The sequence below is a fragment of the Leptothoe kymatousa TAU-MAC 1615 genome, assembly GCF_018739865.1.
Taxonomy (GTDB): Bacteria; Cyanobacteriota; Cyanobacteriia; order Phormidesmidales; family Phormidesmidaceae; genus Leptothoe; species Leptothoe kymatousa.
The window spans coordinates 335,855-359,506 of record NZ_JADOER010000004.1; the positions used below are offsets into that span (position 1 = coordinate 335,855).

At 49.7% G+C, this 23,652-nt stretch carries 14 protein-coding genes; 9 read left to right on the forward strand and 5 right to left on the reverse strand.

Translation table 11 applies throughout. The features are described from left to right. Positions 1–166 precede the first annotated feature (166 nt). Positions 167–898, forward strand: coding sequence for a ribosome hibernation-promoting factor, HPF/YfiA family (gene hpf / locus IXB28_RS03945; RefSeq protein ID WP_215617240.1), 732 nt, complete (start codon positions 167–169; stop codon positions 896–898). 146 nt (positions 899–1,044) lie between these two features. Here hpf and IXB28_RS03950 read toward each other — a convergent pair whose 3' ends face one another. From IXB28_RS03950 to hmpF, 3 genes are all read right to left on the reverse strand, one after another. Further along, complete coding sequence (locus tag IXB28_RS03950) at positions 1,045–1,254, reverse strand: RNA-binding S4 domain-containing protein (protein WP_215617241.1); 210 nt, start codon at positions 1,252–1,254, stop codon at positions 1,045–1,047. 6 nt (positions 1,255–1,260) lie between these two features. Next, a complete protein-coding gene (locus tag IXB28_RS03955; RefSeq protein ID WP_215617242.1) occupies positions 1,261–1,464 on the reverse strand; it encodes a glycogen debranching protein in 204 nt (67 codons plus the stop codon). A 161-nt stretch (positions 1,465–1,625) separates the two neighbouring features. Next, on the reverse strand, positions 1,626–3,377 hold the full coding sequence (gene hmpF / locus IXB28_RS03960; protein ID WP_215617243.1) for a pilus motility taxis protein HmpF: 1,752 nt from the start codon (positions 3,375–3,377) through the stop codon (positions 1,626–1,628). Between the two features lie 520 nt (positions 3,378–3,897). Between hmpF and IXB28_RS03965 the strand changes: the two genes are divergently transcribed. The 8 genes from IXB28_RS03965 to IXB28_RS04000 all read left to right on the forward strand — a co-directional run bounded on the left by IXB28_RS03965 (position 3,898) and on the right by IXB28_RS04000 (position 18,535). Then, positions 3,898–5,103: a response regulator gene (locus IXB28_RS03965; RefSeq protein WP_215617244.1), complete on the forward strand. Its 1,206-nt coding sequence runs from the start codon at positions 3,898–3,900 to the stop codon at positions 5,101–5,103. Between the two features lie 430 nt (positions 5,104–5,533). Further along, positions 5,534–5,899 (forward strand): response regulator transcription factor, encoded by a 366-nt coding sequence (locus tag IXB28_RS03970; RefSeq protein ID WP_215617245.1) that lies wholly within the window; start codon positions 5,534–5,536, stop codon positions 5,897–5,899. 32 nt (positions 5,900–5,931) lie between these two features. After that, positions 5,932–6,462, forward strand: coding sequence for a CheW domain-containing protein (locus IXB28_RS03975; protein ID WP_215617246.1), 531 nt, complete (start codon positions 5,932–5,934; stop codon positions 6,460–6,462). 51 nt (positions 6,463–6,513) lie between these two features. Beyond that, positions 6,514–9,405 (forward strand): methyl-accepting chemotaxis protein, encoded by a 2,892-nt coding sequence (locus IXB28_RS03980; RefSeq protein WP_215617247.1) that lies wholly within the window; start codon positions 6,514–6,516, stop codon positions 9,403–9,405. A gap of 165 nt (positions 9,406–9,570) precedes the next feature. After that, entirely contained in the window at positions 9,571–15,126 is a 5,556-nt protein-coding gene (locus IXB28_RS03985) for a hybrid sensor histidine kinase/response regulator (RefSeq protein ID WP_215617248.1), read from the forward strand. 35 nt (positions 15,127–15,161) lie between these two features. Continuing rightward, entirely contained in the window at positions 15,162–16,643 is a 1,482-nt protein-coding gene (gene glcD / locus IXB28_RS03990) for a glycolate oxidase subunit GlcD (RefSeq protein WP_215617249.1), read from the forward strand. A 266-nt stretch (positions 16,644–16,909) separates the two neighbouring features. Continuing rightward, the gene (locus IXB28_RS16705) at positions 16,910–17,539 is read left to right on the forward strand and encodes a type IV pilin-like G/H family protein (RefSeq protein ID WP_215617250.1); all 630 of its coding nucleotides are present in this window, start codon (positions 16,910–16,912) and stop codon (positions 17,537–17,539) included. Between the two features lie 219 nt (positions 17,540–17,758). Further along, a complete protein-coding gene (locus IXB28_RS04000) occupies positions 17,759–18,535 on the forward strand; it encodes a hypothetical protein (RefSeq protein WP_215617251.1) in 777 nt (258 codons plus the stop codon). Between the two features lie 34 nt (positions 18,536–18,569). On the opposite strand, the gene IXB28_RS04005 is transcribed toward IXB28_RS04000, so the two are convergent. Together IXB28_RS04005 and IXB28_RS04010 are read right to left on the reverse strand one after the other, a co-directional pair. Then, complete coding sequence (locus tag IXB28_RS04005; protein WP_215617252.1) at positions 18,570–21,140, reverse strand: O-antigen ligase family protein; 2,571 nt, start codon at positions 21,138–21,140, stop codon at positions 18,570–18,572. A gap of 73 nt (positions 21,141–21,213) precedes the next feature. Beyond that, a complete protein-coding gene (locus tag IXB28_RS04010; RefSeq protein WP_215617253.1) occupies positions 21,214–23,610 on the reverse strand; it encodes an O-antigen ligase family protein in 2,397 nt (798 codons plus the stop codon). Positions 23,611–23,652 lie beyond the last annotated feature (42 nt).

Below are 23,652 nucleotides of genomic sequence, written 5' to 3' on the forward strand. Positions count from 1 at the left end.
ACAGGAAAATACTGAACTGAGATCAATGACTTATATGAGATACTCCCAATCCTATTCTAAAGAATTATCAACGGATAAAAATGTTCTTTAACCAGAAAACTCTCTGGAAATTAAAGTGTTAGGGTGAAAACAATCGCTTATCTTCTATTGATGGAGGCGGCTTATTATGAAGCTTGTTATCCAAGGTAAAAATATTGAAATTACCGAGGCTATTCGTCAGCATGTTTCTCAAAAGATTGAAAAGTCAGTAAGCCATTTTCAGCGCATGATCAATAAGGTTGATGTGTGCTTGTCTGTGGCTGGTGGAGTGAAGATGCCCACGCGTCAATATGCTGAAGTAACTGTTCATGTTAATCGGGCTGTTGTAAGGGCAGAGGAGAGTAGTGACAGCCTATATGCAAGTATTGATTTAGTAGCTGATAAAATTAGTCGTCAATTACGTAAATATAAGGAAAAACGTCGAAGCACTGATCATGTATCGGTGCGTTCCATGGATGTGGATATCAGTTCCGATGGAGCGGATTTGCAGGTCAGTGAACTCTTAGCCCAGGGAAAACCACAGCTACCAGCAGAGGTGGTTCGAACCAAGTACTTTGCCATGGTGCCAATGACGGCGCAGGAGGCATTGGAAAACTTGCAGCTGATTGATCACGACTTCTATGTGTTTCACAACATAGAAACGAATCAGATTAATGTGATGTACGACCGTAATCATGGTGGTTATGGTCTGATTCAGCCGCGTCCTGCCGCTGTAAATAACGACCACCATGGCAATGGTCACCATAGTAACGGTCACCATAGCAATGGTCACCATGGTAACGGCCACCGTGCGTCTAGCCACAATGGCCATAGCAGTGCAGGCGATCTTCATTTGCAGGCAGCACCTGTGCGTAAGTAGTTGATCTAACGCGTCCCGGTTAAATTTATAGGCTTAATGGCCCCCAAGTTGAAATCAACTTGGGGGCCATGGGCTTTTATGGTCTAGGGAAAAGATGACGCCTTAACGGCATGGGTGCACCCGGCAGTGTGGGTGTGGCTTCTGTCTTACGTCTCTGGGGCCGCCGTTGTTACGGTATAGGTCTGGTCTTCAAAGGTTACCTGATCGCCGGGGTATAGCTTGCGGCCTCGCCGTACTTCGACTTCGTCGTTGACCAGGACATAGCCAGACTGGATCAGATGCTTGGCTTCCCCGCCTGATTGCACTAGGTCATTGAGTTTAAGGAATTGGCTCAATTTAATGAAGGGTTCTTGCATGGTTGTCTATGACAGTTTGAGGGCGCTAATGGGGACATCGTCCCAGGAGTCTACGGTTCTTAGTCTGGCAACCCAACCGGCCTCTTTTTGTTCGGGGGTGAGGGAGGCTTTGAAGGTAGCATGGCATTCTTCAGCGGCGGTTTGATTGCAGGTGGCAATTGCGGAATAGATGATTCCGGATGGATCGATGTGTTCGTTTACCCAAATCATAAATAGGAAAGCAGGGTTAAAAATATGAGGCGTTGCGAATCCTCATGATGATTTTAGTTGTTATATCCAGACGATTAGCCAATTTTGTCGATTGCTTTATGCCTTAAATCAGCAGTGGCAATGGTGAAAACCAAAACTGGTGGATGGTGGTGGATGGGAAATTAAACTGCGGCAGGATGATTCGATAGGCTTTGGATGGTCTGCTGCATTTCAGCGATGGCCTGCAGTTGATAATCGTTGACCTCTTGGAACCGATCTAATGTGCTGAAGACAGTATCTAGCACTTGCTGTACAGCGGTCGTTTTTTCGTTGACGGGGCCTAAGCACTCATTGCGGGTTGCGATCGCAGCTTCCAACCCAGTCCAATCCTTAACCGCCTGTTCCAACGTTTCCCGCTCTTGCTCAAGATTGCTAAACTGGGTAGCCAGTTCAGCTTCCTTCGCATCAATTTGTTGCTGTAAAGCCTCACTGCGGGCCTGTAGCTGAGCAATCAGCTCTTCTAATTCGCCAGTTTGCTGCGTCAGCTGCTGACGCACCTGATCAATATGGTCCAGCACAGGTTCCAAATCCGCCGCATCAGCAATGGGGCTTTCCACCGTCGCTTTCCCCTGACGACGTAGCAACACAGCGCGATGTTGGCTTAAGACCTCTTCCCGCTCAAGTAAATTCCGCTGCTGACCCACCAACGTCTTATTGAGCATATCGTAGCGATCCTGCTCTTCGCTCATCTCCGCTTCAATCTGCAGCCGATCATATTCGCTGGCCGCATCAGCCTTCTGGCGAAGCTCATCAATCGTCTGTTGCTGATAGGCCAGTTCCTCATCCTGGTCGCTCACAAACCGAGACATCTTGTCCCAATCTGTTTCCATATTGGCCACCAGAGCCTCAAGCTCTTCTATGGACATCTCCTCCAGCTTAGTCAGATCGATTTTCTTACCCAATCGAACCTGATCGCCCGTAGTCAAAAGGTCGTACACCCTTTGGTACACGCCACTTTGCTGATTTATCTGCTGTGAAACCAGCTGATTTTGATGCTTTTTCTGGATCAGCTCAACCTTGACCTGCTGCTGCTCTAAACACAGCTCCAACAAAGAATTGCGATCACCATCAATGGTCTGATAAAGCTGCTCAACAGACTGCTTAAATCGCTCAACGGCCGCTTCCTTATCTTGAATTTGGGGCTGCTGCTCGGCCACCATTTGCTGCCAGCCTTGGATCAGCCCTTGGTGCTCGCCTAAAGCATCCCTAGTGCTGTTGAGCTGTTGACGCATATCTTCCATGGGGGCCACATTAGCGACTAGCCTTTCCACAGATTCGCGCAGCTTTTGAGTTTGAGAATCGTCTAACCCAGCCGATGATACGTCAGCTTCACGGTTCTCTTCTAGCTTTTGCTTTTCCCCGTTTAAGTGAGCCCAAGCACCTTCCAACTCAGCATTTTTGCGCTCATAGTCCTGACGTTGTTCATCCAGCTCTGTGCGAAACGTTTCCAGTTCCTGCTTCTGTTGTTCCAGCTCAGTCAGGTCAGACTCCGCCTGTTTCACTTCGTCTTCCCGGGTGTCGAGTTCTAACTCCCGTTGATTTAAGGCCTGGCTTTGGTAAGTGAGGGACTCCTTCCATTGCTCGATTTCGTCTTCTTGGGCCTTGAACTTTTTGTTCAAGCTAGAAAAATTTTGCAGAATACTGACCAACTGGCGTCCGGCTTCATAGTGGCGCTGCACTTGACGGCCATTCGATAGTTCGATTAGGACCAAGGTCCCAGCACCATACCCAGCATCATCGGGAGCTTGAATCAGCTCATCGCCGGATACCGCACTCCAATTTTGTTCTGAGCGCTCGCAGGCTAGCAGCTTAAACTCAGCCCGGTTGCCGCCCATAAATCCACTTTTTTTCTGAACCTCGGCCAAATAACGCACGCTGGCATCCCCTTCATTTAACCAATAGCTTGATAAAAGCTATTTACCTACAAACATCCACGTCTCGCTTAGTCAGTAATATAAAAACTTAAAGCAATCTATGTATCAAAATATTTGTGCAAAATCAATCATGACGTTGGCGAGGTAACGTGTGATTGATATCACAATCAAGATTTCCTAATGGCTCACCTAGTTTATCGGCATTGAGCAGAAAACTCTATTTATATAAAACCCTTATTATCTAGACACTACCTTAATGGGCAAATGCCTTAGTGTGTTGCTATCGGTCTTCATCAAATATGTACAGCTCTACGTGCACATCTAAGTAAAAAACGACATTGGCACACACCATTCACATAAAACAATGTCAATTTATAAACAATCGCTAAACTATTTAGGCCATATAGTCAAACCTGCCAGCAATTTTAGCGCTACAGTCAAATGCTAGTAGATTGTAGCTAATGCCGCCTATTAATGCCGCCAATCTAATTACCAAGTGCCAACCCCCTAGGATAAGTCTATGCAAGGCCAGTTAAGCGAGCTGGATATTCGCAGTATTTTTCAACTGATTGATATCGGTCAGCAGACGGGCGAACTTTACATTGAGTCCTTTGATAGGCAGGGGCAGCCCACGTCATGGTTACTCTTTTTTGCTAATGGCGGCATCCTTTACGCTGGTCGGACTAACGAGCAGTTAGTCCGACTTAGGGACCTGTTGCAGCCGTATAATCTTGCCGACCGTTGGCACAATCGCTTGGACTTAAAAAATCTGGCCCCCCTGCGCCCGCCTGAATATGGCGCCCTGTGGTGGTTGCTAGAAAACGGTGTGGTGACGCCCCAACAAGCCCGAGCTACGCTCTATCGCTTGATTGAAGAAACGTTATTTGAAGTGATCAGCCTGCACGAGGGGCGGTTTTCGTTCCACTTTCATGCCTCGTTGAGCCCTCAGCTGACGGAGTTTAGTCTGGCCCCATTTCTCAATCAGGTGACGAGGCAACTACAGGGATGGTTAAAGCTTCAGCCCCACGTAAGCTCTATTTACGATTGCCCCCTCAGTACGATCCCACCCGTAGAAGCGAACTCTGATGAGCTATCTGCGCTGCTGACTAAGGCTGATGGCAAAACCTCTATCCTGAAGCTTTCACGCCAGCTCCATCGCCCTATTTTTAGTATCGCTAACGAACTTTATCCCCATATTCAGCGGGGAGATATTCAGTTCATTAATCGTCCACAGCCCTTGCCGCTAACTAAGACAAAGGGCTCCATCATCCAGGCCGTACCGCGCATCGTCTGTATTGATGACACCGCATCCATCAGACAGACAGTTGAAATGACCCTCGATACCCATGGATATGAAGTCACCTCCATTGCCAGTCCGGTGAAGGCCCTGAGCTTGTTATTTAGTCTCAAGCCAGACTTAATCCTTTGTGATATTGCCATGCCGGATATTGAAGGGCATCAGCTGTGCGCGATGTTGCGTCAGGCGCCCTATTTCCAGGCCCTACCCATTGTTATGCTGACGGGTAAGAATAACTTTGTGGATCGCGTCAAAGCCAATATGGCAGGGGCTACGGACTATCTCACCAAGCCGTTTGATAGCCATGAGCTATTGGCCCTGGTGGAAAAATATGTGGGGCGCGGAAACCCTAAGCGGCTAGCGCCTGAAACCCTGCTCGAGCAGGAAATATCTGCCACGTTGAATCCTGAAAGTTGGAGCACCCCATAAAATCGCTGAGTTAGGGGGTATAAAGTAGTGTCGGCTCAAAAAGAATAAACCACCCTAGCGTTGTGGCTCCTCGAAATGTCTTATTCTTCAGATTCAGGGTATTTGCAGGTCTTTTCGCTGAATTCACGTCCTCAATTAACAACGGCCATGGTTAGTTTTGGCGATGCTTTGGCGATGGGATCCCATTCCACAAACAAAAGAATTTTGATGAAAGTTTAATAAATTAGACATGGGCGGGTATTTTATTAGGCACAAGCGGTAGGGTGTGCATTAATAAGCCCATGAATTCATGGTTTGCCTAACCAATCGCTGACTGACTCCCCATGGTCATTATCAACTGGGCATACTACTCAACTAGCTATTTCCTCGTAGAAGGGCATAATGAGTTGAATCAAGATATGAACCGGTCTTAAACGGCGAAATTCAGGTTATGAATACGGTTTTAGTAGTGGAAGACAGCGTTGCCCAACGAGAGATGATTATTGATTTATTAAAGGGTAATGGGCTGAACGTTGCCGTTGCTAGTGATGGTGTTGAAGCACTGGCCCACATCCAAGGGGATTTACCTGATCTAGTTGTTTTAGATATTGTTATGCCTCGTATGAATGGTTACGAAGTTTGTAGACGTATTAAGTCTGATCCGGCTACTCAAAATGTGCCGGTTGTTCTTTGTTCTTCTAAGGGGGAAGAATTTGACCGGTATTGGGGCATGAAGCAGGGGGCAGATGCCTATATAGCAAAACCTTTTCAGCCAACTGAGCTGTTGGGGACCGTTAAGCAACTACTACGTGCTTGAAATGTTTATGAGTTATGAGGTAACAGGGGCCGATGGTTGGTAATCCAGACTTTCAAACCGGTGTAGGGCAGGATCAAGACCCCGAGCTTCAGAAGATTGAAACGCCTGATGGTGAACTTCATCTCCGCTTCTACATTGGGGCTCAAGATGAGTTTGCGCTGCCGGCCATCGGCATTCGTCGAATTATTGAAAATCCTCCGGATCGGATTACGCCTGTGCCGAATGTATCGCCTTTGCTTTTAGGTACCTTAAACGAACAGGGACGTGTGATTTGGGTCGCTGACTTGGGTCAATTTTTGGGGTATCCCCATCCTATGAATACAGATAGGGCAGAAATTCCAGTAATTGCTGTTGAACATCAGGGGACTATGTTAGGCTTAGCCGTTAATCAGATAGTTGGTACAGATTGGCTAGATGCGGAGCACATGAAGATGTCACGGGACTATTCCGATACGATGGCTCCTTTTCTTAAGGGTGAGTGGGTCTTGGATGCCGGCTCAGATAGTTCATTAAAGCTATTAGACCATGTTGCCATATTGCGTTCAGCACGTTGGGCAGCTTAGCTGCAACGGATTCGACAAGATGGAGATGTTTAGACTGGCAGGAGAATACAGATGGCATCGGGTATAGATTACGCTCAAACTTATCAAGCGGCAGAACGTGCATATATGCAGGGCAGCTATGAAGAGGCTGCCGATATTATTGAGCAATTGGCGGAAAACTACCCGAGCGATCCGAATGTGCTTCTGCTCAAGGGGCATATCTATTGTTACGGTCTGAGTGCCTATGATGTGGCGCGCACTCAATATAAGTCTGTTTTGGATTTGACCACGGACCCTGAGTTTGTGAACTATGCCAATAACGGTCTAACCTATGCCGAGCAGATGGATGTAGGGCAGGGCCAGGCCGATGAAAATGGTCTAGATGATATTAGTGCAGACGGTTTGTTTGACTCCATCGAACTGTACGGAGACATGGGGGACGATGGAGATGATCTGAGTGCAGGACTGGATTTGTCGTTTGAGGACGCGGAAGGGGCCAGTTTGCAAACTGAGCCGACGGCGAATCAGTCTAGTAATGATAATGACTTAGAACTTAGTGACCCGAATGTGGAGGTTGGTGATGGCTATGATCTGGCCACTGACTCCATGGCCGATCCATTCAGTGCGATCGCTGATTACGACAGCACATCCGGCGATGACGACGAAGTGCTCGGCGATGACGATCCTTTTTCCATGGGAGACTTATCCATGGGTACGGATCTGGGCAGTGGTGAGCTCATGGATCCATTTGCCGACAGTAGCTTAGAGAGCATTGTCGAATCCACTGACAAGGACAGTGAAACGACCTTAGATAGCCTTGTCCAGGATCCGTCCGTCGCTAATCCAGAATTGTCCCAGCGGGATCAAGACGATTTTGATGAAGCCTTTGCCGCAGTCGGTAGCTTAGATGGCGGTGTCGATGAACTGCCAGATATAAATGAAGACTTTCTGATTGCAGACAGTACGTCGGACTTGGGGGTGCCAGTTACCGGTCCCGTTGAATTTGAGGATACCGAAGACAAAACTCTCTTTATGATGGAGCCCGATGTCGAGGTTCCCGATGACAGCCTACCCATTTCTGATTTTCAGGAGTTTGGTGAACCTTCCACCCTCTCAGGGATGGAAGCTGCCACTGACGAGCTGATCGATGGAGAAACCGGTGAGCAAACATTTCCGGTGGCAGATCAAGCCTTTCCAGTGGAGCCCATGGAGGGGCTAGAAAGTCAGCAAGGAGACATTGACTTTCTAGATGAGTTTGATGAGTTTGATGATTTGGGTAGCTTGCCCGAATTCGATTTGTCTGAAGGCTCCACTGAATTCCCAGAGTCGCCAGTGGGTGCAGATCCAAGCTTGGCTGACCCATCAGGGCGAGGGGGATCGGGATTTAGCCTAGTAGAAGACGAAGATCAGACCATTATTGGTGACGACGATATCTTTAGTATCGAAACAGCCGATCAGTTGCCGTCCTTTACCCAGGGGGATGAATCGGCTCCTGCGGCGGCGGCAGAAGAGGACTCTGGCGCCCTTGGGGCCCTAAGTAATGCCTCTTGGGGGACGAAGCGAATTTTAATGGCAGCGGCAGCGGCGTTAGTGTCTGTCATTTCTGTTACGGCCGTTAACCAGGCCACCCTGGGTCGATTGGCAGACGATATCTCCCCAGAGAACCATAATTTAGTTGCCCGGATGCGACCGGCGGCCATGGGTGGGGCGGCGGCGGTGTCTAGCTTCCTGGCCGTGCTGGGGTTAGGCTTTCTGATCGATCGTCAGGCCAAGCGTTCCATCGATAACCTGCAACAGCAGTTTGATCTGGTGTCCCAAGGGGATCTAAATGCCCGGGCAACGGTGTATTCCAGTGATGATCTAGGGCAGCTCGCCACGGGCTTCAACCAGATGGCTCGCGTTATTCTCACCACGACCAGTGAGGCCCAGCGCAAGGCGCAGGAGCAAGAGCAGGCCAAGGAAGATTTGCAGCGTCAGGTAATTCGCTTGCTAGATGATGTAGAAGGTGCCGCCCGTGGTGACCTCACCGTGCAGGCGGAGGTTACGGCCGACGTATTGGGAGCAGTGGCCGACTCCTTCAACTTAACCATTCAAAACCTACGGGAAATTGTGCAACAGGTGAGTGCCGCTGCCCTACAGGTTACCAAGAGTTCGTCTGATAATGAGATGTTTGCCCGCAGTTTGTCGGCTGATGCCCTGCGTCAGGCTGAGGAGTTGGCGGTCACCCTGAATTCTGTCCAAGTGATGACCGAGTCGATTCAGCGGGTGGCCGACAGCGCCCAAGAAGCTGAGGAAGTGGCACGGTCGGCTTCGGCTACGGCCCTACGGGGTGGCGAAGCCGTAGAGCGGACGGTGGCGGGTATTCTCGAAATTCGAGAAACGGTGGCTGAAACAACTCGCAAGGTGAAGCGTTTGGCGGAATCTTCCCAGGAGATTTCCAAGATTGTGGCGTTGATTTCCCAGATTGCCTCTCGGACCAACTTGCTGGCCCTAAACGCGAGTATCGAGGCGGCCCGTGCCGGAGAGGCCGGGCGAGGATTTGCGATTGTGGCCGATGAAGTCCGGCAGCTAGCGGATCGTGCGGCTAAAGCATCTAAGGAAATCGAGCAAATCGTCTTGCAAATTCAGGGTGAGACAAGCAGTGTAATGACGGCCATGGAGGAAGGCACTCAGCAGGTAATCGAAGGTACGCGCTTGGCTGAACAAGCTAAACGGTCCCTAGAGGACATCATTCAGGTATCCAATCGGATTGATGTGTTGGTGCGTTCTATTACGGCTGATACGGTTGAACAAACTGAAACATCCCGAGCCGTGGCCCAGGTAATGCAATCCGTTGAACTATCCGCGCAAGAAACCTCCCAAGAATCTCAGCGAGTGTCGACGTCACTGCAGAATCTAGTGGGTGTAGCACGAGATTTACTCACATCAGTTGAGCGGTTTAAGGTAGAAGGAGAGAAAAAATAGTGTGATTCAATCCCTTATACGTTGATTGTCAGGAGATGGAGTGCAGATTGGAGCAGATAGATTGGGTAAAGCTACCTAAACAAGTACGTCAAAAAATGACGGCTATCGCTATCTCGAGTGGAAGGACTAGCCTAATTTTCGATTTTATCTAGGGAGATAAGGGTGATGGTGCCTGAACAACAACAGCAGCGTATATTGGGCTACTTCATTGAAGAAGCAAAGGATCATCTCAATACGATTGAGCAGGGTCTGTTAAACCTTCAGGCAACCATTGGCAACCCGGAGATGGCCAATGAGGTGTTTCGTGCAGCTCATTCCGTCAAAGGTGGAGCGGCGATGCTGGGCATCGAGAGTATGCAGCGTACGTCCCATCGTTTAGAAGATTATTTTAAGTTATTAAAGGAAGCGCCGGTTCAAGTTGATCGGCCCCTAGAATCCATGTTTTTGCGGGTGTTTGACGCCCTGCAAGAGCTACTAGAACAGCTGCAGGGGCCGTTTGGCCTGACTGATGAAAAAGAGCAAAGCATCATGACTGGTGTAGAGCCAGTTTTTCAGCAGCTGCAGGAGCATTTAGATCAGCTAGTATCCAGTGCGGAGGCAGCGCCCGTCCCCTCGACGGTTGCTCCACCTACGGCCACTACAGCGCCCGCCACTCATCCAGTGGAAGAAAGTGCTCTGAAGCTGGTGTTTAGTAGTGATGTGTCGGTCTCTCTGCGAGAAATGCTGGGCCGCTTTAAGCAGGCGGATACGGATGAAAGTAGAGCGGCGCTGGAGGAATGTTGCCGGGTTCTAGAACGCTTTGGGGAGCAGTTTAATTTGCCCACCTGGTTGAGTTTGATTCAGCATTCTCGCTGGGCTGTATGCGATCTCAATAATGACTACCGCACCCTGGCGCCAGTGTTGATCAAAGAAGTCAAAAAAGCTCAAGACCTAGTATTGGCCGGGCGAGAACCAGAAATTATAATTTCTGATACCCTACAAACCCTTGCCGCCCAGGGCAGTGCAAGTGAACCCGCCGATGATTTCGACGCCCTATTTGGAGAAAGCGACTTTGTCGATGGTGACTTGGCATCTGCCGACACAACCCTAGAACTCGACGACTTGTCTGTTCTAGAAGACGCTAGTTTGGCGTCTAACGAAGTAGCTCAGCCCGTCACTGGCGAAGCCGTTTCCCTAGACGATCTACTCAATGAAGCCGCTGTATCTCCCTCTGGCCCAGATGTAGGGGCCGCTGAGCTAACCAGTCTTGCCGATCTCTTTGAGACTAATAGCGAAAATGATTTAGAGGGTGGTTGGCAAGAGGAAGACGTGCCGATTCGCAGTGAGGGTGATCCACTGCAATCATTGGGGATGGATGCCAGTCCCGACTTTGAGGATCTGCTCAATGATAATTCTGCAGAGCAAAATATTGACGCCAATGACTTTGCTTCCGGAGACGAACTAGCTGACTTGTTTGGGGACAACGATATCCCTGATAGCTCAGAGGATTTGAGTAGCGAATTCGATAGCCTCACCAGCCAATCAGAATCCACACCATCCAATGGTGATGATCAGCTTTCAGACAGCCTGACCTCCATCGATGATCTGTTCGATCAGGCTCCTAATACTGACGAGGTAGAAAGCGTTGAAGATGTAGGGGCTGATCTGTTCGCCTCCGAGGTTTCCGACCTTGATGGGTTAGGCGGTGGTGCAGTCACTGTAGATGACCTGTTCGCGGCCGATGTTTCAGCTTCAGAGGAGGCCTCCTCTGAAGCTTTAGAAGGTGTTGAAGATGTAGGCGCTGACCTATTTGCTTCAGAGGTTTCCGACCTTGATGGGTTGGGCGGTGGTGCAGATGCAGTGGATGATCTGTTCGCTGCTGAGGTTTCAGCCTCAGAGGAGGCCTCAGGGGAGGCCTTAGAAAGTGTTGAAGATGTAGGGGCTGACCTATTCGCTTCCGAGGTGTCCGACCTTGATGGGTTGGGCGGTGGTGCAGATGCAATGGATGATCTGTTCGCTGCTGATGTTTCAGCCTCAGAGGAGTCCTCAGAGGAGGCCTTAGAAAGTATTGAAGATGTAGGCGCTGACCTGTTCGCTTCCGAGGTGTCCGACCTTGATGGATTGGGCGGTGCTGATGCAGTGGATGATCTATTCGCTCCTGAGGTTTCAGGTGCCGAAGAGGCTTCCTCGGAGGCTTTAGAAAGTGTTGAAGATGTAGGCGCTGACCTATTCGCTTCCGAGGTTTCCGACCTCGGTGATTTGGGCGGTGCTGAAAGCGCTGGCACCGTAGATGATCTGTTCAATACTCTCGATGGGGCTGAGCTCGAAGCAGCAGATGTAGAAGATAGTGCGCTGTTCGATGATATTGACGCCCCTAGTGAAGACGAGGGTAGTCTCTTCGACGATATTGCAGTGTCCCCCTCACCTCAGTCAGATATTGTTTTCGATTCTCCTGCGGAGCCCGACTCTTCTGATGAGTCTAATCTGCTGGATGGGTTAGAACTCCTCGATAGTCCACCCTCTGATGATGGGAGTTTGGAGGACGGAACGAGTGTGCTGGATGACCTGAATGTAGACGACTTGGGAGACGGTCTGGCGCCTGCTTCAGAAGCAGCATCCAGCGGTGAGGTTGATGACCTGTTTGGCGATGATGTGGCCCAGCCAGAGGCTACGTCATCATCCGACGATTTTTTCAATACCAATGACGCTGGGCCACTTTACTTAGATCCACCTGCGGCCACTTCCCCAGCGTCGACCCAGTCCGACTTTGATGATTTCTTTCAGGTGGACGATGCTCCAGCCACACCAGCCTCTACGGCAGATTCCTTAGGCGACGACGATCTATGGACCATAGATAACCCGGCAGAAGCCGCTTCTCCGGCGGCGGTTCCAGTGGACGATAGCTTGTCAGATGATGTTTGGGCCGAGCCTGATGATGAGGTAGCAAATCTAGATCTATCAGACACCGAAGCCCCGTCCCTAGCTATTACAGAGGAAGCGTCAGAAGATAATTTAGAGCTCGATGATCTTTGGGCGTCCACTGAGGATGTGGACGAGGCGGCGGCTCAAGAGTCTGACCCTGTGGCTGACTTGTCCGTGGATGATGCTAGCGTCGGCATCGCTTTAGATGATTTATTTGACGATGCTGGTGGTATGGGGGATGTGTCCCCTGGGCAAATGCTGTCTGAGCCTGTGGAAACAGCTATGGACACACCAGCAGATGAAGCCGCTGAAGGAGAATTGGGCGATCTGTTGGGCGATGTAGCCCTGACCGAGGAGGCCAGTACCGAAGATTTTGACCTTGCCTTTGACGACTCCAGCTCTGAAATAGCTAACGGTTCCGATGCAGATCTTTTAACGACGCCACCGTCTGATGAGCTTGACTTCGATCTCCTAGATTTAGAAGATGGCGGCATCGTCACTGCTTTTGTGAATGAGGAAGAATCCCCCGCAGAAGAGGGCCCCTCTGACGAGAGACCCTCTGACAGGGTGATGGGTGCGGAGCTAGATTTGCTGGCTGACCTACCAGCTGTGGCCGAACTGCCTGATTTGGGGCCAGATATTGCGGCCGATGCGGCGGCGGGTGAAGTCGCTGCGGATGCCGATGAATTTGGTGATCTTGAAGCGCTTTTGGATAGCCCGGTCGATTTGCCGACGGAGGCTGCACCGGCCAGTGCAGAGGATGAGTTTGGTGATTTGGAAGCTCTGCTCCAGGATGCGGATCAGACGTTGACGACGACGGCCGCCGCCAGCAGCGCCACGGCCTATCGCCCCAATCGGCTACCCACCGGGCGGCGCGTTGTCACTGACCAAACAATGCGTGTTTCGGTTGGGCATTTAGATAACCTGAGCAATCTGGTAGGGGAATTGGTGGTAAACCGCAATACCCTAGAGCAAGATCAAGAACGGCTGCGGCAATTTTTGGAGAACCTACTGTTCCAGGTGCAGCAGCTGAATGACGTGGGTCAGCGGATGCGCGATTTGTATGAGCGGTCCCTGCTAGAGAGTTCATTGATTTCGAGTCGCCAGTCCTATCACATGGCAAATGCTGGAGTCCCAGTGGAAAGTGCTGAGGACCATGCCACTGGAGAATCGTTTGATGCCTTAGAAATGGACCGGTTTACCGGTTTCCACACCCTTTCCCAGGAAATGATCGAGCTGATTGTGCGGGTGCGTGAGTCGGCCTCTGATATTGCCTATACGGTAGAGTCTTCTGACCAGGTAACGCGCCAGTTTAGGCAGGTTACGAACCAGTTGCAGGAAGGGCTGAATAAGGCCCGCATGGTGCCGTTTGCCCAAACAGCGGCTCGATTACCTCGGGCGGTGCGAGACATTTCCCTGAAGTGCGGTAAGGAAGCTCGGCTGGTGGTGGAAGGGCGAGACATTTTGATTGACAAAATGATCCTTGAGCAGCTCTATGACCCCATGACCCATTTGGTGAACAATGCCATTACCCACGGTATTGAAACTCCCCAAAGCCGCCAGGATTCTGGAAAATCCCCGGAGGGGCTGATTACGGTGCGCGCATTTTACCAGGGTAACCAAACCGTGATTTCTGTGGGGGATGACGGTGCGGGGATCGATCCTGAAATTGTGAAGCAAAAGGCTTTGCAAAAAGGGTTAATTTCTAAGTCAGATATTCCGTCCATGACGGTGCTAGATGTCTACGATCTTTTGTTCCATCCGGGATTTAGTACGCGCGATCAAGCGGATGATTTTGCGGGCCGAGGCTTTGGTATGGATGTGGTGCGTACTTCTTTGGCTGATATTCGCGGCAACATCACCATTGACTCTGAACCAGGTCGGGGCACTACGTTTACGATTCGCTTACCGTTAACGCTGAGTATTTCTAAGGCCCTTAGCTGTGTTAGCAACCAGGCCCGCATTGCCTTTCCCATGGATGGTGTGGAGGATATGTTCGATGTATCCCGTGATCGCATCCAGAAAAACGACCAAAATGAAGACTGCATCCTCTGGCGTGATACGCTGCTGCCCTTCCAAAATCTATCCGACTTACTATCCTTTAATCGCACCCTCGGTAGGGGCCGTGTCTATGGGGGTAACCAGGACGAAAATATTGTGTCCATCGTAGTGCTGCGCAGCACCAATAGCTTTATCGCCCTGCAAGTGGATCAGGTGATGGGTGAGCAAGAAATCGTGATCAAACAGTTGGAAGGTCCGATTCCCAAACCTACCGGCATTGCGGGGGCGACCGTGCTCGGTGATGGTCGCGTCATGCCCATTGCCGATGTCCTAGAGCTTATTGACTTGGCCATGGGACGGGTGCGTCGTGAACCCAATGCGGCTGTGTGGGCACAAAACGACGAGACCCCTCCCCAGGAGGCCGCTTCGGTGAAATCTGAACCCACCGTTCTGATTGTGGACGACTCCATCACGGTGCGAGAACTCCTATCCATGAGCTTTAACAAGGTGGGCTACCGGGTGGAACAGGCCCGTGATGGCCAAGAGGCTTGGGAAAAACTACGCTCTGGCCTACCCTGTGACCTGGTGTTCTGTGACATTGAAATGCCGCGCATGGACGGTTTGGAGCTGCTGTCTCGGTTACAAAAGGATGGCGGTCTTAAGGAAATTCCCATCGCCATGCTCACCTCGCGAGGTGCCGATCGTCACCGGCAAATGGCGGTGGATCTGGGGGCCAGTGGCTACTTCACAAAGCCCTATTTAGAAGAAGCTTTATTGGATGCCGCCAACAAGATGCTCCATGGGGAGAGATTAGTCTAGGATCAAACTAGAACTAACATTATTGGCAACGAGCAATGACTGGGGCAGCATTACAAGATACAGCCGCTGAACAACGAGACTGGCAGCCAATTGTTCAGGAATTTGTCGAGGCGCTCAGTGATGATCAGGTCATTCGCCGCAAAGAGGAGCTACTGGTCTATGAATGTGATGGTCTGACCAGCTATCGCCAGCGCCCCGCCATTGTGGTGTTACCCAAAACCACAGAGGAGGTTGCCGCTGCGGTTAAAATCTGCGATCGCAACCGCCTTCCCTTTGTTACCCGAGGGGCCGGCACCGGGCTATCTGGCGGAGCCTTACCCCTAGAAAACAGTGTGCTAATTGTTACCGCCTGCATGCGCCAAATTTTGGACATCGATTACGATAACCAGCGCATCGTTGTCCAGCCCGGCGTCATCAATAATTGGGTGACCCAGGCCGTTAGCGGCGCTGGGTTTTACTATGCCCCCGACCCGTCTAGCCAGTCCGTCTGTTCCATCGGTGGCAACATTGCCGAAAATTCCGGCGGTGTCCATTGCCTTAAGTACGGTGTCACCACCAATCACGTCCTGGGGCTTAAGCTGGTATTGCCCAATGGCGATGTCGTGGACGTGGGCGATATGCCAGAACCCCCCGGATATGACCTCACGGGTATTTTTGTCGGCTCAGAAGGCACCCTGGGCATTGCCACCGAGATCACCCTGCGCATTCTCAAATCCCCCGAAAGCGTACAAACGCTGCTGGCGGACTTTAACAGCGTTGAAGCCGCCGCAAAAAGCGTGTCCGACATCATTAGTGCCGGCATCATTCCAGCCGGGATGGAAATGATGGACAACTTTAGCATCAACGCCGTGGAGGAAGTGGTGGCCCTAGACTGCTATCCCCGAGATGCCACGGCCATTTTGCTGGTGGAAGTGGACGGCTCCCCAGCCGATGTGGCCGCCAGTGCCCAAAAAGTTAGCGAAATTGTAACGGCGAATGGGGCCAGGTCGGTTGCGATCGCCACCACCCCCGAAGACCGCCTACGCCTTTGGAAAGGCCGCAAAGCCGCCTTTGCCGCCATGGGTAAACTCAGCCCCGACTACTACGTGCAAGATGGCGTCATTCCCAGGGCCCAATTGCCCCATGTGCTCAACGAAATCGAAACATTGAGCAAAAAATATGGATACGACGTCGCCAACGTTTTCCACGCTGGCGATGGCAATTTGCATCCCCTAATTCTCTATAACAATGCCGAGCCCGGCCAGCTAGAAACCGTCGAAACCCTAGGGGGCGAAATCCTTAAGCTTTGCGTCACCGCCGGTGGCAGCATTTCCGGTGAACATGGCATCGGCGCAGACAAACGCTGCTATATGCCCCAAATGTATACCGCCGCAGATCTAGAAACCATGACATGGGTGCGTCAGGCCATCAACACCCAAGGTCTAGCCAACCCCACCAAACTATTTCCCACCCCCAAAACCTGTGGAGAAGGGGCAATGACTACAGCCGCTCAATTTAGCTCTGTAGAACGCTTTTAGCCCTTGCCTAAAGAAAAATCCAGGGTTTACCCCTAGCTATACCAGTATTACTACGTAGAAAGTACTAGCCCTATTTGTGCAAGTTCTGTACATTGGCTGATAGCTCACCTAGATCATAGGGGTAGGTTAAAACCATAGCGCTAATCAAGCAAAACCAAGGCTTTTCAGGTTTTCAACCTCAGTGATAAGAGATCTGATTTCCATGGGTAGGTTAAAAGCTAGGAGCTAGACGCTACATCCCAAACCTCAAGGAGACACATTACATAATGAAAACGACTCTACGTGCCAAACTATTGCAGCACCTAGCAGGCAAGAAAAAAACTGATGAAGGTTTTACCTTAATCGAGCTGCTGGTAGTAATCATCATCATCGGTATTTTGGCCGCCATTGCTCTACCTTCCTTCCTCAACCAGGCCAATAAAGCTAAGCAAACTGAAGCTGCTACTAACATTGGTGCCGTTAATCGTGGTCAGCAAGCTTATCGTCTAGAGAATGACTATTTTTCCCAAAACATTAGTGGAATTGGAGTCGGTATTCGCTCAGTATCTGATCGTTATACCTTTGGCTCCAACGTAGATTATGTGGCTGGGGATGCCAATGAAACAGTAGGCATTAATGATGCTGGTGCCACAGCCGTTGACTTAGCTACGACGACTGCAGCTCGTGATAAATATGCAGTCGGTTCCATTGTGTATGCTGGTCCTGATGATGATAAGGCCCTAAAAGGGTACACTGGCGTCGCTTATCTTTTGTCCGATTCCACCACGGGTGAAACTACTTCTACCGTATTATTAGTTGAGCGTAATACAGCTGGTCTTGCTCCTGCTGTCACCATTGCAATGGACGCGAACAATCTGGTTGACGAAATTACGTCTAGTGAAGGCAAAATCAAGTAAGCCTTAACATCATTGAGAATTAAGCTTACTTAGAGAGCTGTCTAGGGAGTTGGCAAATTTGCTTACTCTAGGCAGCTTTCGCTTTTAGTTGTGTTCGTGAAAGGAATGGCTATGATTCATGGTTTTGTTTTGTATAAAGCTAGGTTTGTCTAATGTCATAATTGGGGTGTAAATCCAGCTATTTCCTGTTCTAAAAAAGAAATCTTCTAGTTAGGTGACGTGAGAAATATTTCACTTATTGGCATTCTGATAGTTCTGGGTATCTTGCAGTTAAGTTCTTTGCAAGAGCTTAAAATATCTTCGAAAAAGATTTCAGTATTGGATGTTGAGACTGAAGAAGCTTTAAACGCTGCCAATTTAAGCTTCTTAAAGCGGGTGCCTATTTTTGGATTTCGTAACTTGTTAGCTGATTGGACGCTATTAAATTTTGTTCAATATTTTGGAGAATCTGAAACTAGAGAACTTGCTGGCTATAGTCATGCCCCTGACTTTTTTGAAATAATAATTGATCGTGATCCACTGTTTTTAGGTGCATATCTATATCTAACAAATACGGTTTCTGTATATGCTGGGCAGCCTCAAGACTCTATCCGTCTAATGGATCAAGGCTTACAATCGATGGCACCTAATCTACCGCCTCGTTCATATTTTGTTTGGCGATATAAAGGTATCGATGAGATGTTGTTTACAGGAGATAATACAGCTGCTCAACAATCCTTTGAAATGGCGGCAAAATGGGCAGAGCAGTCCTTAGGAAATGAAGCTATTCGTAATGAAGCTAGTTATATTGCCCAAGTTTCTCAACAAACTGCTGAATTTTTAGCGACTGATCCAAACAGCAAACCTGCTCTTATCAATGGTTGGATGTCTGTGTTGAATAGGGCTATTGATAATCATGTTCGGAAAACAGCTATTGATAATATAGAGTCCCTGGGGGGGCAAGTCTTGGTAGCTGAGAATGGTCAAGTAACAGTTCGCTATAGAACTGACGATTAATATTTATTTGGGTCTGTAGAAATCGTATTAAAGATTATGACTGAGAAATTATTTTCAGTAAGTTATTTTTGAAAGGCTGCAGAGTTTTATCTAACTCTGGGGCCCATGTTGATGTTATAAACATCGACTTAAAAAATAAATTTATCTGTTGATTGACAACACGTGTGTAGTAGTCGGAAGGATGCGGACCATCGATATGTCGATTGAGAACACCGAAACCCAGGCGTTGACTACGCGGTTGAGAGACAATTACGTTTCTTTTTAACCAATCGTTAAAACTATTTGAATTCTCCATTGTGGTAACTAATTGCTCGATTAATTTTGTTGTCGGTGATGTGGCATTTAGCTTAGGGAGTTGGTCTTGGGTCTGTATTGAAACTTTTTCAAAGAGAGGCAAACGTTCTTCTGGTGCAATCCAAGCCAGCATAGCACTACGTCCTATAATTTTTTCTGGTAGAGTTTGGACAGTGATATTAGGATTAGATTGAGACATTTTAAGAAGTACTTGCCCAGTTGAAAAGTTTTGCCAATCTTTGGTAGCAGCAATATTGTTGTTTTGCCACCAATTCAGGGTTCCGCGCATTTGTTGCCAATATTGTTTTAGTTCGAGAGCTGTTTCGTCGTTTAAAAACTGAGAGTATAAATTTTTTAGTTGGGAAAAAACATCACCTTGTATATTGGATAGCTCGGTAATCTCCCAAATTGGGCTGGTCATCACCATGGGAAATCTTAGAATTTCCGATGCAAAGGCATCCGCTGCCTCTTCTGGTTGGCCGTTAGTTACCAACGCTTGCCCTAGTCCAAAGAAAATACCTTGTTTGGCGGGTACAAGCGTGGCCGCATTGGCAAATTTTTTAACAGCTTCATCTGGTTTAGTTTGCAGTAACAGCCAGCCTAGATTCGATTGACCAAATTCTTGGTATGGAGCAACGGCATTAGCCTTTTCAAACCATTCAATGGCGGCATTTCTTAGGGCAGCGCTCGACTCTCCCGTGGTTTGGTAGCTAAAGTCTCCTAAGGTCCAGGCCAGCATGGATGGATAGTAGGGTTCCCAGGGGGCTAATTGATTGGCCTGGGTTAGGGCTGCTTCAAACCCGTCGAAGTTGCCGCGCTCAAGGTGTTGAAATCCTTGTTTAGAGATTGCCCAGGCTCGATGCACAGGCACTAGCCACAGGGTTATGGCTAGGAGTAGGCCTATGCCCAGTCCGACCCAAACTTTAGATGATGATTGGTTAGTTGGTTCCTTGGATAAAGGTTGTTGATTGGGAGGTTGATACACCTTGGCTAAAACAACCAGATCAACGATTAGTGCGCCACTAATGGCCGGGGTATCTAGCTGATAGTCTGTAAGCCCCATGAGACCATAGGCAAATAGGCCGGCTACCAAGCTCCACACTAATGTGGGGGCGAGCCAAGATTCGGAATTTTGTTGGCTCCAACGCCAGGTGAGCCAAACTAATAGACCGACTATACTCACCAGGGCCGCTATGCCCCATAGCCCCAGTTCTGCCCAGAGTTGGGCCGGGGTGCTGTGGAGCTGAAAATGGAGTTCGGCTTCACGCCCTGCCCAGTAGGGGCGATATTTTTGGTAAAGCTGTAAAACACTGCCAGGGGCCGCCCCAGTGAAAGGATGGTCGATGCCGATCCGCCAGCCGATGACGTTTGTGATGATGCGATAACCGAGTTCACTGTTGTTGGTCTTGCCTTGTAGTAGGGCTAGCACGGGGCGTCGTACGCGACTGTTGCCTAAGGTTGTTGCAACTAATATGCATAAGATGAGACAGCCTGTGGGCAGGACCAATCGGCGAGGTAGCTGAGCGCGAAATAGGGCAATAATCAGGGCGATCGCAACCGTGGCTACTAAGGCCAATAAACCGCCCCGAGAACTAGCCGTATAGAGATCGACTAACCCTAGGAAACAGGCACTTCCCCACAGCCATCGCTGCCAGCCGTTATCCGCTATGGCTAAGCCAAACAATAGGGGCAACACTAAAACTAAATACCCCGCCACATAGTTTTGATGCCCCAGGGGATACCAGTTGCGTAGGCTCGTTATCCCAAAATTAAACTGTTGGGAAACACCATAGGGTTCTAGGGCCGCTAACCTATCCAGCTCAGGGAAATAGGTTTGTGACAGCCACATACCCAAGCTGACAAGAATAAAGGCAATGCCGAGTATGGCTTGAAATTTGAGCACCTGGACTGCCTGGTGGGATGTTCTTAACCAGCCGCATAAGGCATAAATTGCGGCAACTCCCCCCAGTGCTGCCCATGAATACCAAATGGCCTGGTTGGGGAATTCTGCGAAAAGTGTGGAGATGGCCAAGCCAATGACTAAAAGCGCTATGGGCCAATCTAAACCTGAGCCTAATTTAAAGGCAGATAGGGGCTTAAACCACAGTTGCCACAGGAGCCAGATAATGGGCAACACTAGAGCTACCTGCCACACTGCGACCCATGGCCACGACACCATCAGGGAATGGCTACTGGGCAGTAGGGTAAATAGGCTATAAAAGCCAACGCTCAATAGGCCGATTAAATTACCATCCGCTGTTTGAGGTGCAAGTAGTGATGGGGTAGATGATCCTGGGGAGGAGGAAGGCATAAGAATTTGAAACTATCTAGTCTTTTTAAGGTGTTAGCAATAAGGCTTTTGGGAAAGGTGTCTGGCCCATGGGCTAGCTTGTCTTTGAAGGCGTCTGATCCGTTTGTGGATCAGTTAGTTGAAAATTGTTGTGGGTGGGATGGGGCAAGCCTAGGCTATTCGCTCGAATATTTTCTATCAGTGTATCCAATGGCGTAAATTCCCTAGGCCACGCTAGGGTAAAAAGCCTGAGCGAGACCGGTAATGAAAACTGGTATAAATTCTCTGGTAACAGAATTGAGGTGATGCGCTGGGCATAGTAATTGCGGTATAGCAAGGCTAAGGCCACGCGCTGACTACTATTGATGGGTTGCGTTGTCGATCTCATCCAGGTTTTCAGGTTGCGGTGTTCTTTGATATGGTCTTGCAGCACCGTTTGTTCTGCGAGATCTAGATTTACGGTACTGAGGTAGCTATCTAACGTTTTTGGCGTTAGCCAGGCTTTAATCAAACGGCAGGCGGTGATATCTTCTGGGATATCTGCGATACATTGATCCAATAAAGCGCCAGCGCGATCTTTGTTTTCTTCGCTGACAAACAATGCTTGCAGCAAAGGACGGTCTGATGAAAGGTCTGATGTGGAGAGTTGTTCAGACCACCATCCTAATGTTCGAATTTGGTTTTCTAAAGAAGTATGGATAGGGTGATCTGGCGTTAGTTTTTCAAGAATGGTCTGATAGTGTTGGGCAACCTGGGCAAATATAGCTTCGCGAAAGGGCCCTAACTCTTGGTCCCAGTTGGTAAATAGAATTGCCTGTGGATTAATTAGGCATTCTAATGCCCATGCTTCAATCGCCCCATCTATATTACCTAGGGCTTGCTCGGTAAGCCCCAGAAGATAGTAGCTATGGTTTTTGCTTCTGGGGCTCAGCTGAACGACCTTTGCAATGGCCCTGTGGGCGGTTTGCACATCCCCAGTTTGCCAAGCCAGCACTGCCAGGTTTTGATTAAACCAAATATCATTGGGCGCTGCCTGGAGTGCCCGTCGATAGAGATCCAGCGCTTCTTGGCGTAAAATCTTTTGGTTTTCATCATTGGCGGTAGGGGTGATTTCCGTTAGCTGTTGTGCTCCTAGGGCGCTGGGGGTGGGGTCCCAGGGCGTTAACGCAGCAGCCGTGTAGAACTTGTTGTCGGACTGAATCAGATTTCCTTGGTTAATGGAGGTCAAGCCTTGGTGAGTGATCCAGAGGGCTAGGTCCGATCGCAACCAAAATTGAGCGACGAGAGCTACGACCATGAGGATTAAAACACTGCTCCATCGCCTGATGCCTCGCGAAAATTGTGTGGTGGAACTGGCCCCACCGAGTTTGGTTAGGGCGGCCAGGAGTATGGTTAAGGTGGCAGCAATGGGGATATTTTCTAATTGGTAGTCGCTTAGGCTGGAGATGCCGTAGCCCAGAAACCCCATGGCGATGGTTACGCTGAGGCGCTGGTCTCGAGGCGACGACAGGGTGCCCGAACGATAGGAGACTATGGTTAGTCTGGCTATGCAAAGTCCCAGGGCTAGGTACCCTAGGACCCCTAGGACCCCCAGCTCGACCATCAATTGCAAGGGGGTGTTGTGTACTTGCTGTACTTGGCTGAGGCCGTTCCCGGTCGCTAAAGGGCGATAGCGTTCATAGAGGCGGCCCAAATTCCCAGGCCCTAGTCCGATTAGGGGACGATGCTTGATAACGTTGGCCGTTGCCTGCGCCATAAATATGCGATCGACCGTGGGGCCATCGTTGAGGATGCCTGTTGATGTTTCTAGGTTGGTTAAATTTTGGGGGTGAAAATCAACCACTAAAGAGCGTATGCGGGGATTGCTCCCTGCCAGGATCAAGACTAGGCACAAGGCCACGCTTGAGATGGACATTGCAACTAAACGAGTTTTGCCTCGGCTGCGGGCAATGCTACAAACCAGGGTGATCGTTATTAAAATAAGACCGCCAAGCCAAGCTCCTCGGGAGCCTGAGGCATATAGTGCCATGGCAATTACGATGCCGAGGAGGCCGTATAGCCACCGCCGCCAAGCCTGATGGAGCCGCGCTAGGCCACAGGCCACGGGCATTACTAAGACAAAATAGCCGCCGGTGAAATTGTGGTGTCCTAGGGGAAAGCGATTGCGAATGGCGTCATAAAAGTTGTCTGAGAGCCACATGTCCGGTGTTGGTCGCCATAGGGCAAGGCTAATTATGGCTGCGATCGCACCTACCCAAACTAAGCCTTCGCAAAGTTGTTGTGGGCTCCAACGAGTATTGCGCAAGCCATAGAGCAAAATGCCGTAGCAGATCACCATCAGCCCGTTTTGCAGCGCCAGCAGCGGAAAGGTGGCCCCTACACTGCTAACCACTAAGCTCACCCCCACCCCTAGTGCTAGCCAATCTAAACCAAAGCCCAGGCGATAAAACGGTTGTTGCAACCGACGCAGTTGCCAAAAACAGGCGGCCATAGTGATAAGAAAGGCCCCCTGCCAAACCATGATCCAGGGCCA

Coding starts and splice junctions, on each gene's coding strand:
- IXB28_RS03965 (WP_215617244.1), top strand. CDS start 3,898: ATGCAAGGCCAGTTAAGCGAGCTGGATATTCGCAGTATTTTTCAACTG.
- glcD (WP_215617249.1), top strand. CDS start 15,162: ATGACTGGGGCAGCATTACAAGATACAGCCGCTGAACAACGAGACTGG.
- IXB28_RS04005 (WP_215617252.1), bottom strand. CDS start 21,140: ATGCCTTCCTCCTCCCCAGGATCATCTACCCCATCACTACTTGCACCT.
- IXB28_RS03950 (WP_215617241.1), bottom strand. CDS start 1,254: ATGCAAGAACCCTTCATTAAATTGAGCCAATTCCTTAAACTCAATGAC.
- IXB28_RS03975 (WP_215617246.1), top strand. CDS start 5,932: ATGGTTGGTAATCCAGACTTTCAAACCGGTGTAGGGCAGGATCAAGAC.
- IXB28_RS04010 (WP_215617253.1), bottom strand. CDS start 23,610: ATGGCCGCCTGTTTTTGGCAACTGCGTCGGTTGCAACAACCGTTTTAT.
- IXB28_RS16705 (WP_215617250.1), top strand. CDS start 16,910: ATGAAAACGACTCTACGTGCCAAACTATTGCAGCACCTAGCAGGCAAG.
- IXB28_RS03980 (WP_215617247.1), top strand. CDS start 6,514: ATGGCATCGGGTATAGATTACGCTCAAACTTATCAAGCGGCAGAACGT.
- IXB28_RS03955 (WP_215617242.1), bottom strand. CDS start 1,464: ATGATTTGGGTAAACGAACACATCGATCCATCCGGAATCATCTATTCC.
- hpf (WP_215617240.1), top strand. CDS start 167: ATGAAGCTTGTTATCCAAGGTAAAAATATTGAAATTACCGAGGCTATT.
- IXB28_RS03985 (WP_215617248.1), top strand. CDS start 9,571: ATGGTGCCTGAACAACAACAGCAGCGTATATTGGGCTACTTCATTGAA.
- IXB28_RS03970 (WP_215617245.1), top strand. CDS start 5,534: ATGAATACGGTTTTAGTAGTGGAAGACAGCGTTGCCCAACGAGAGATG.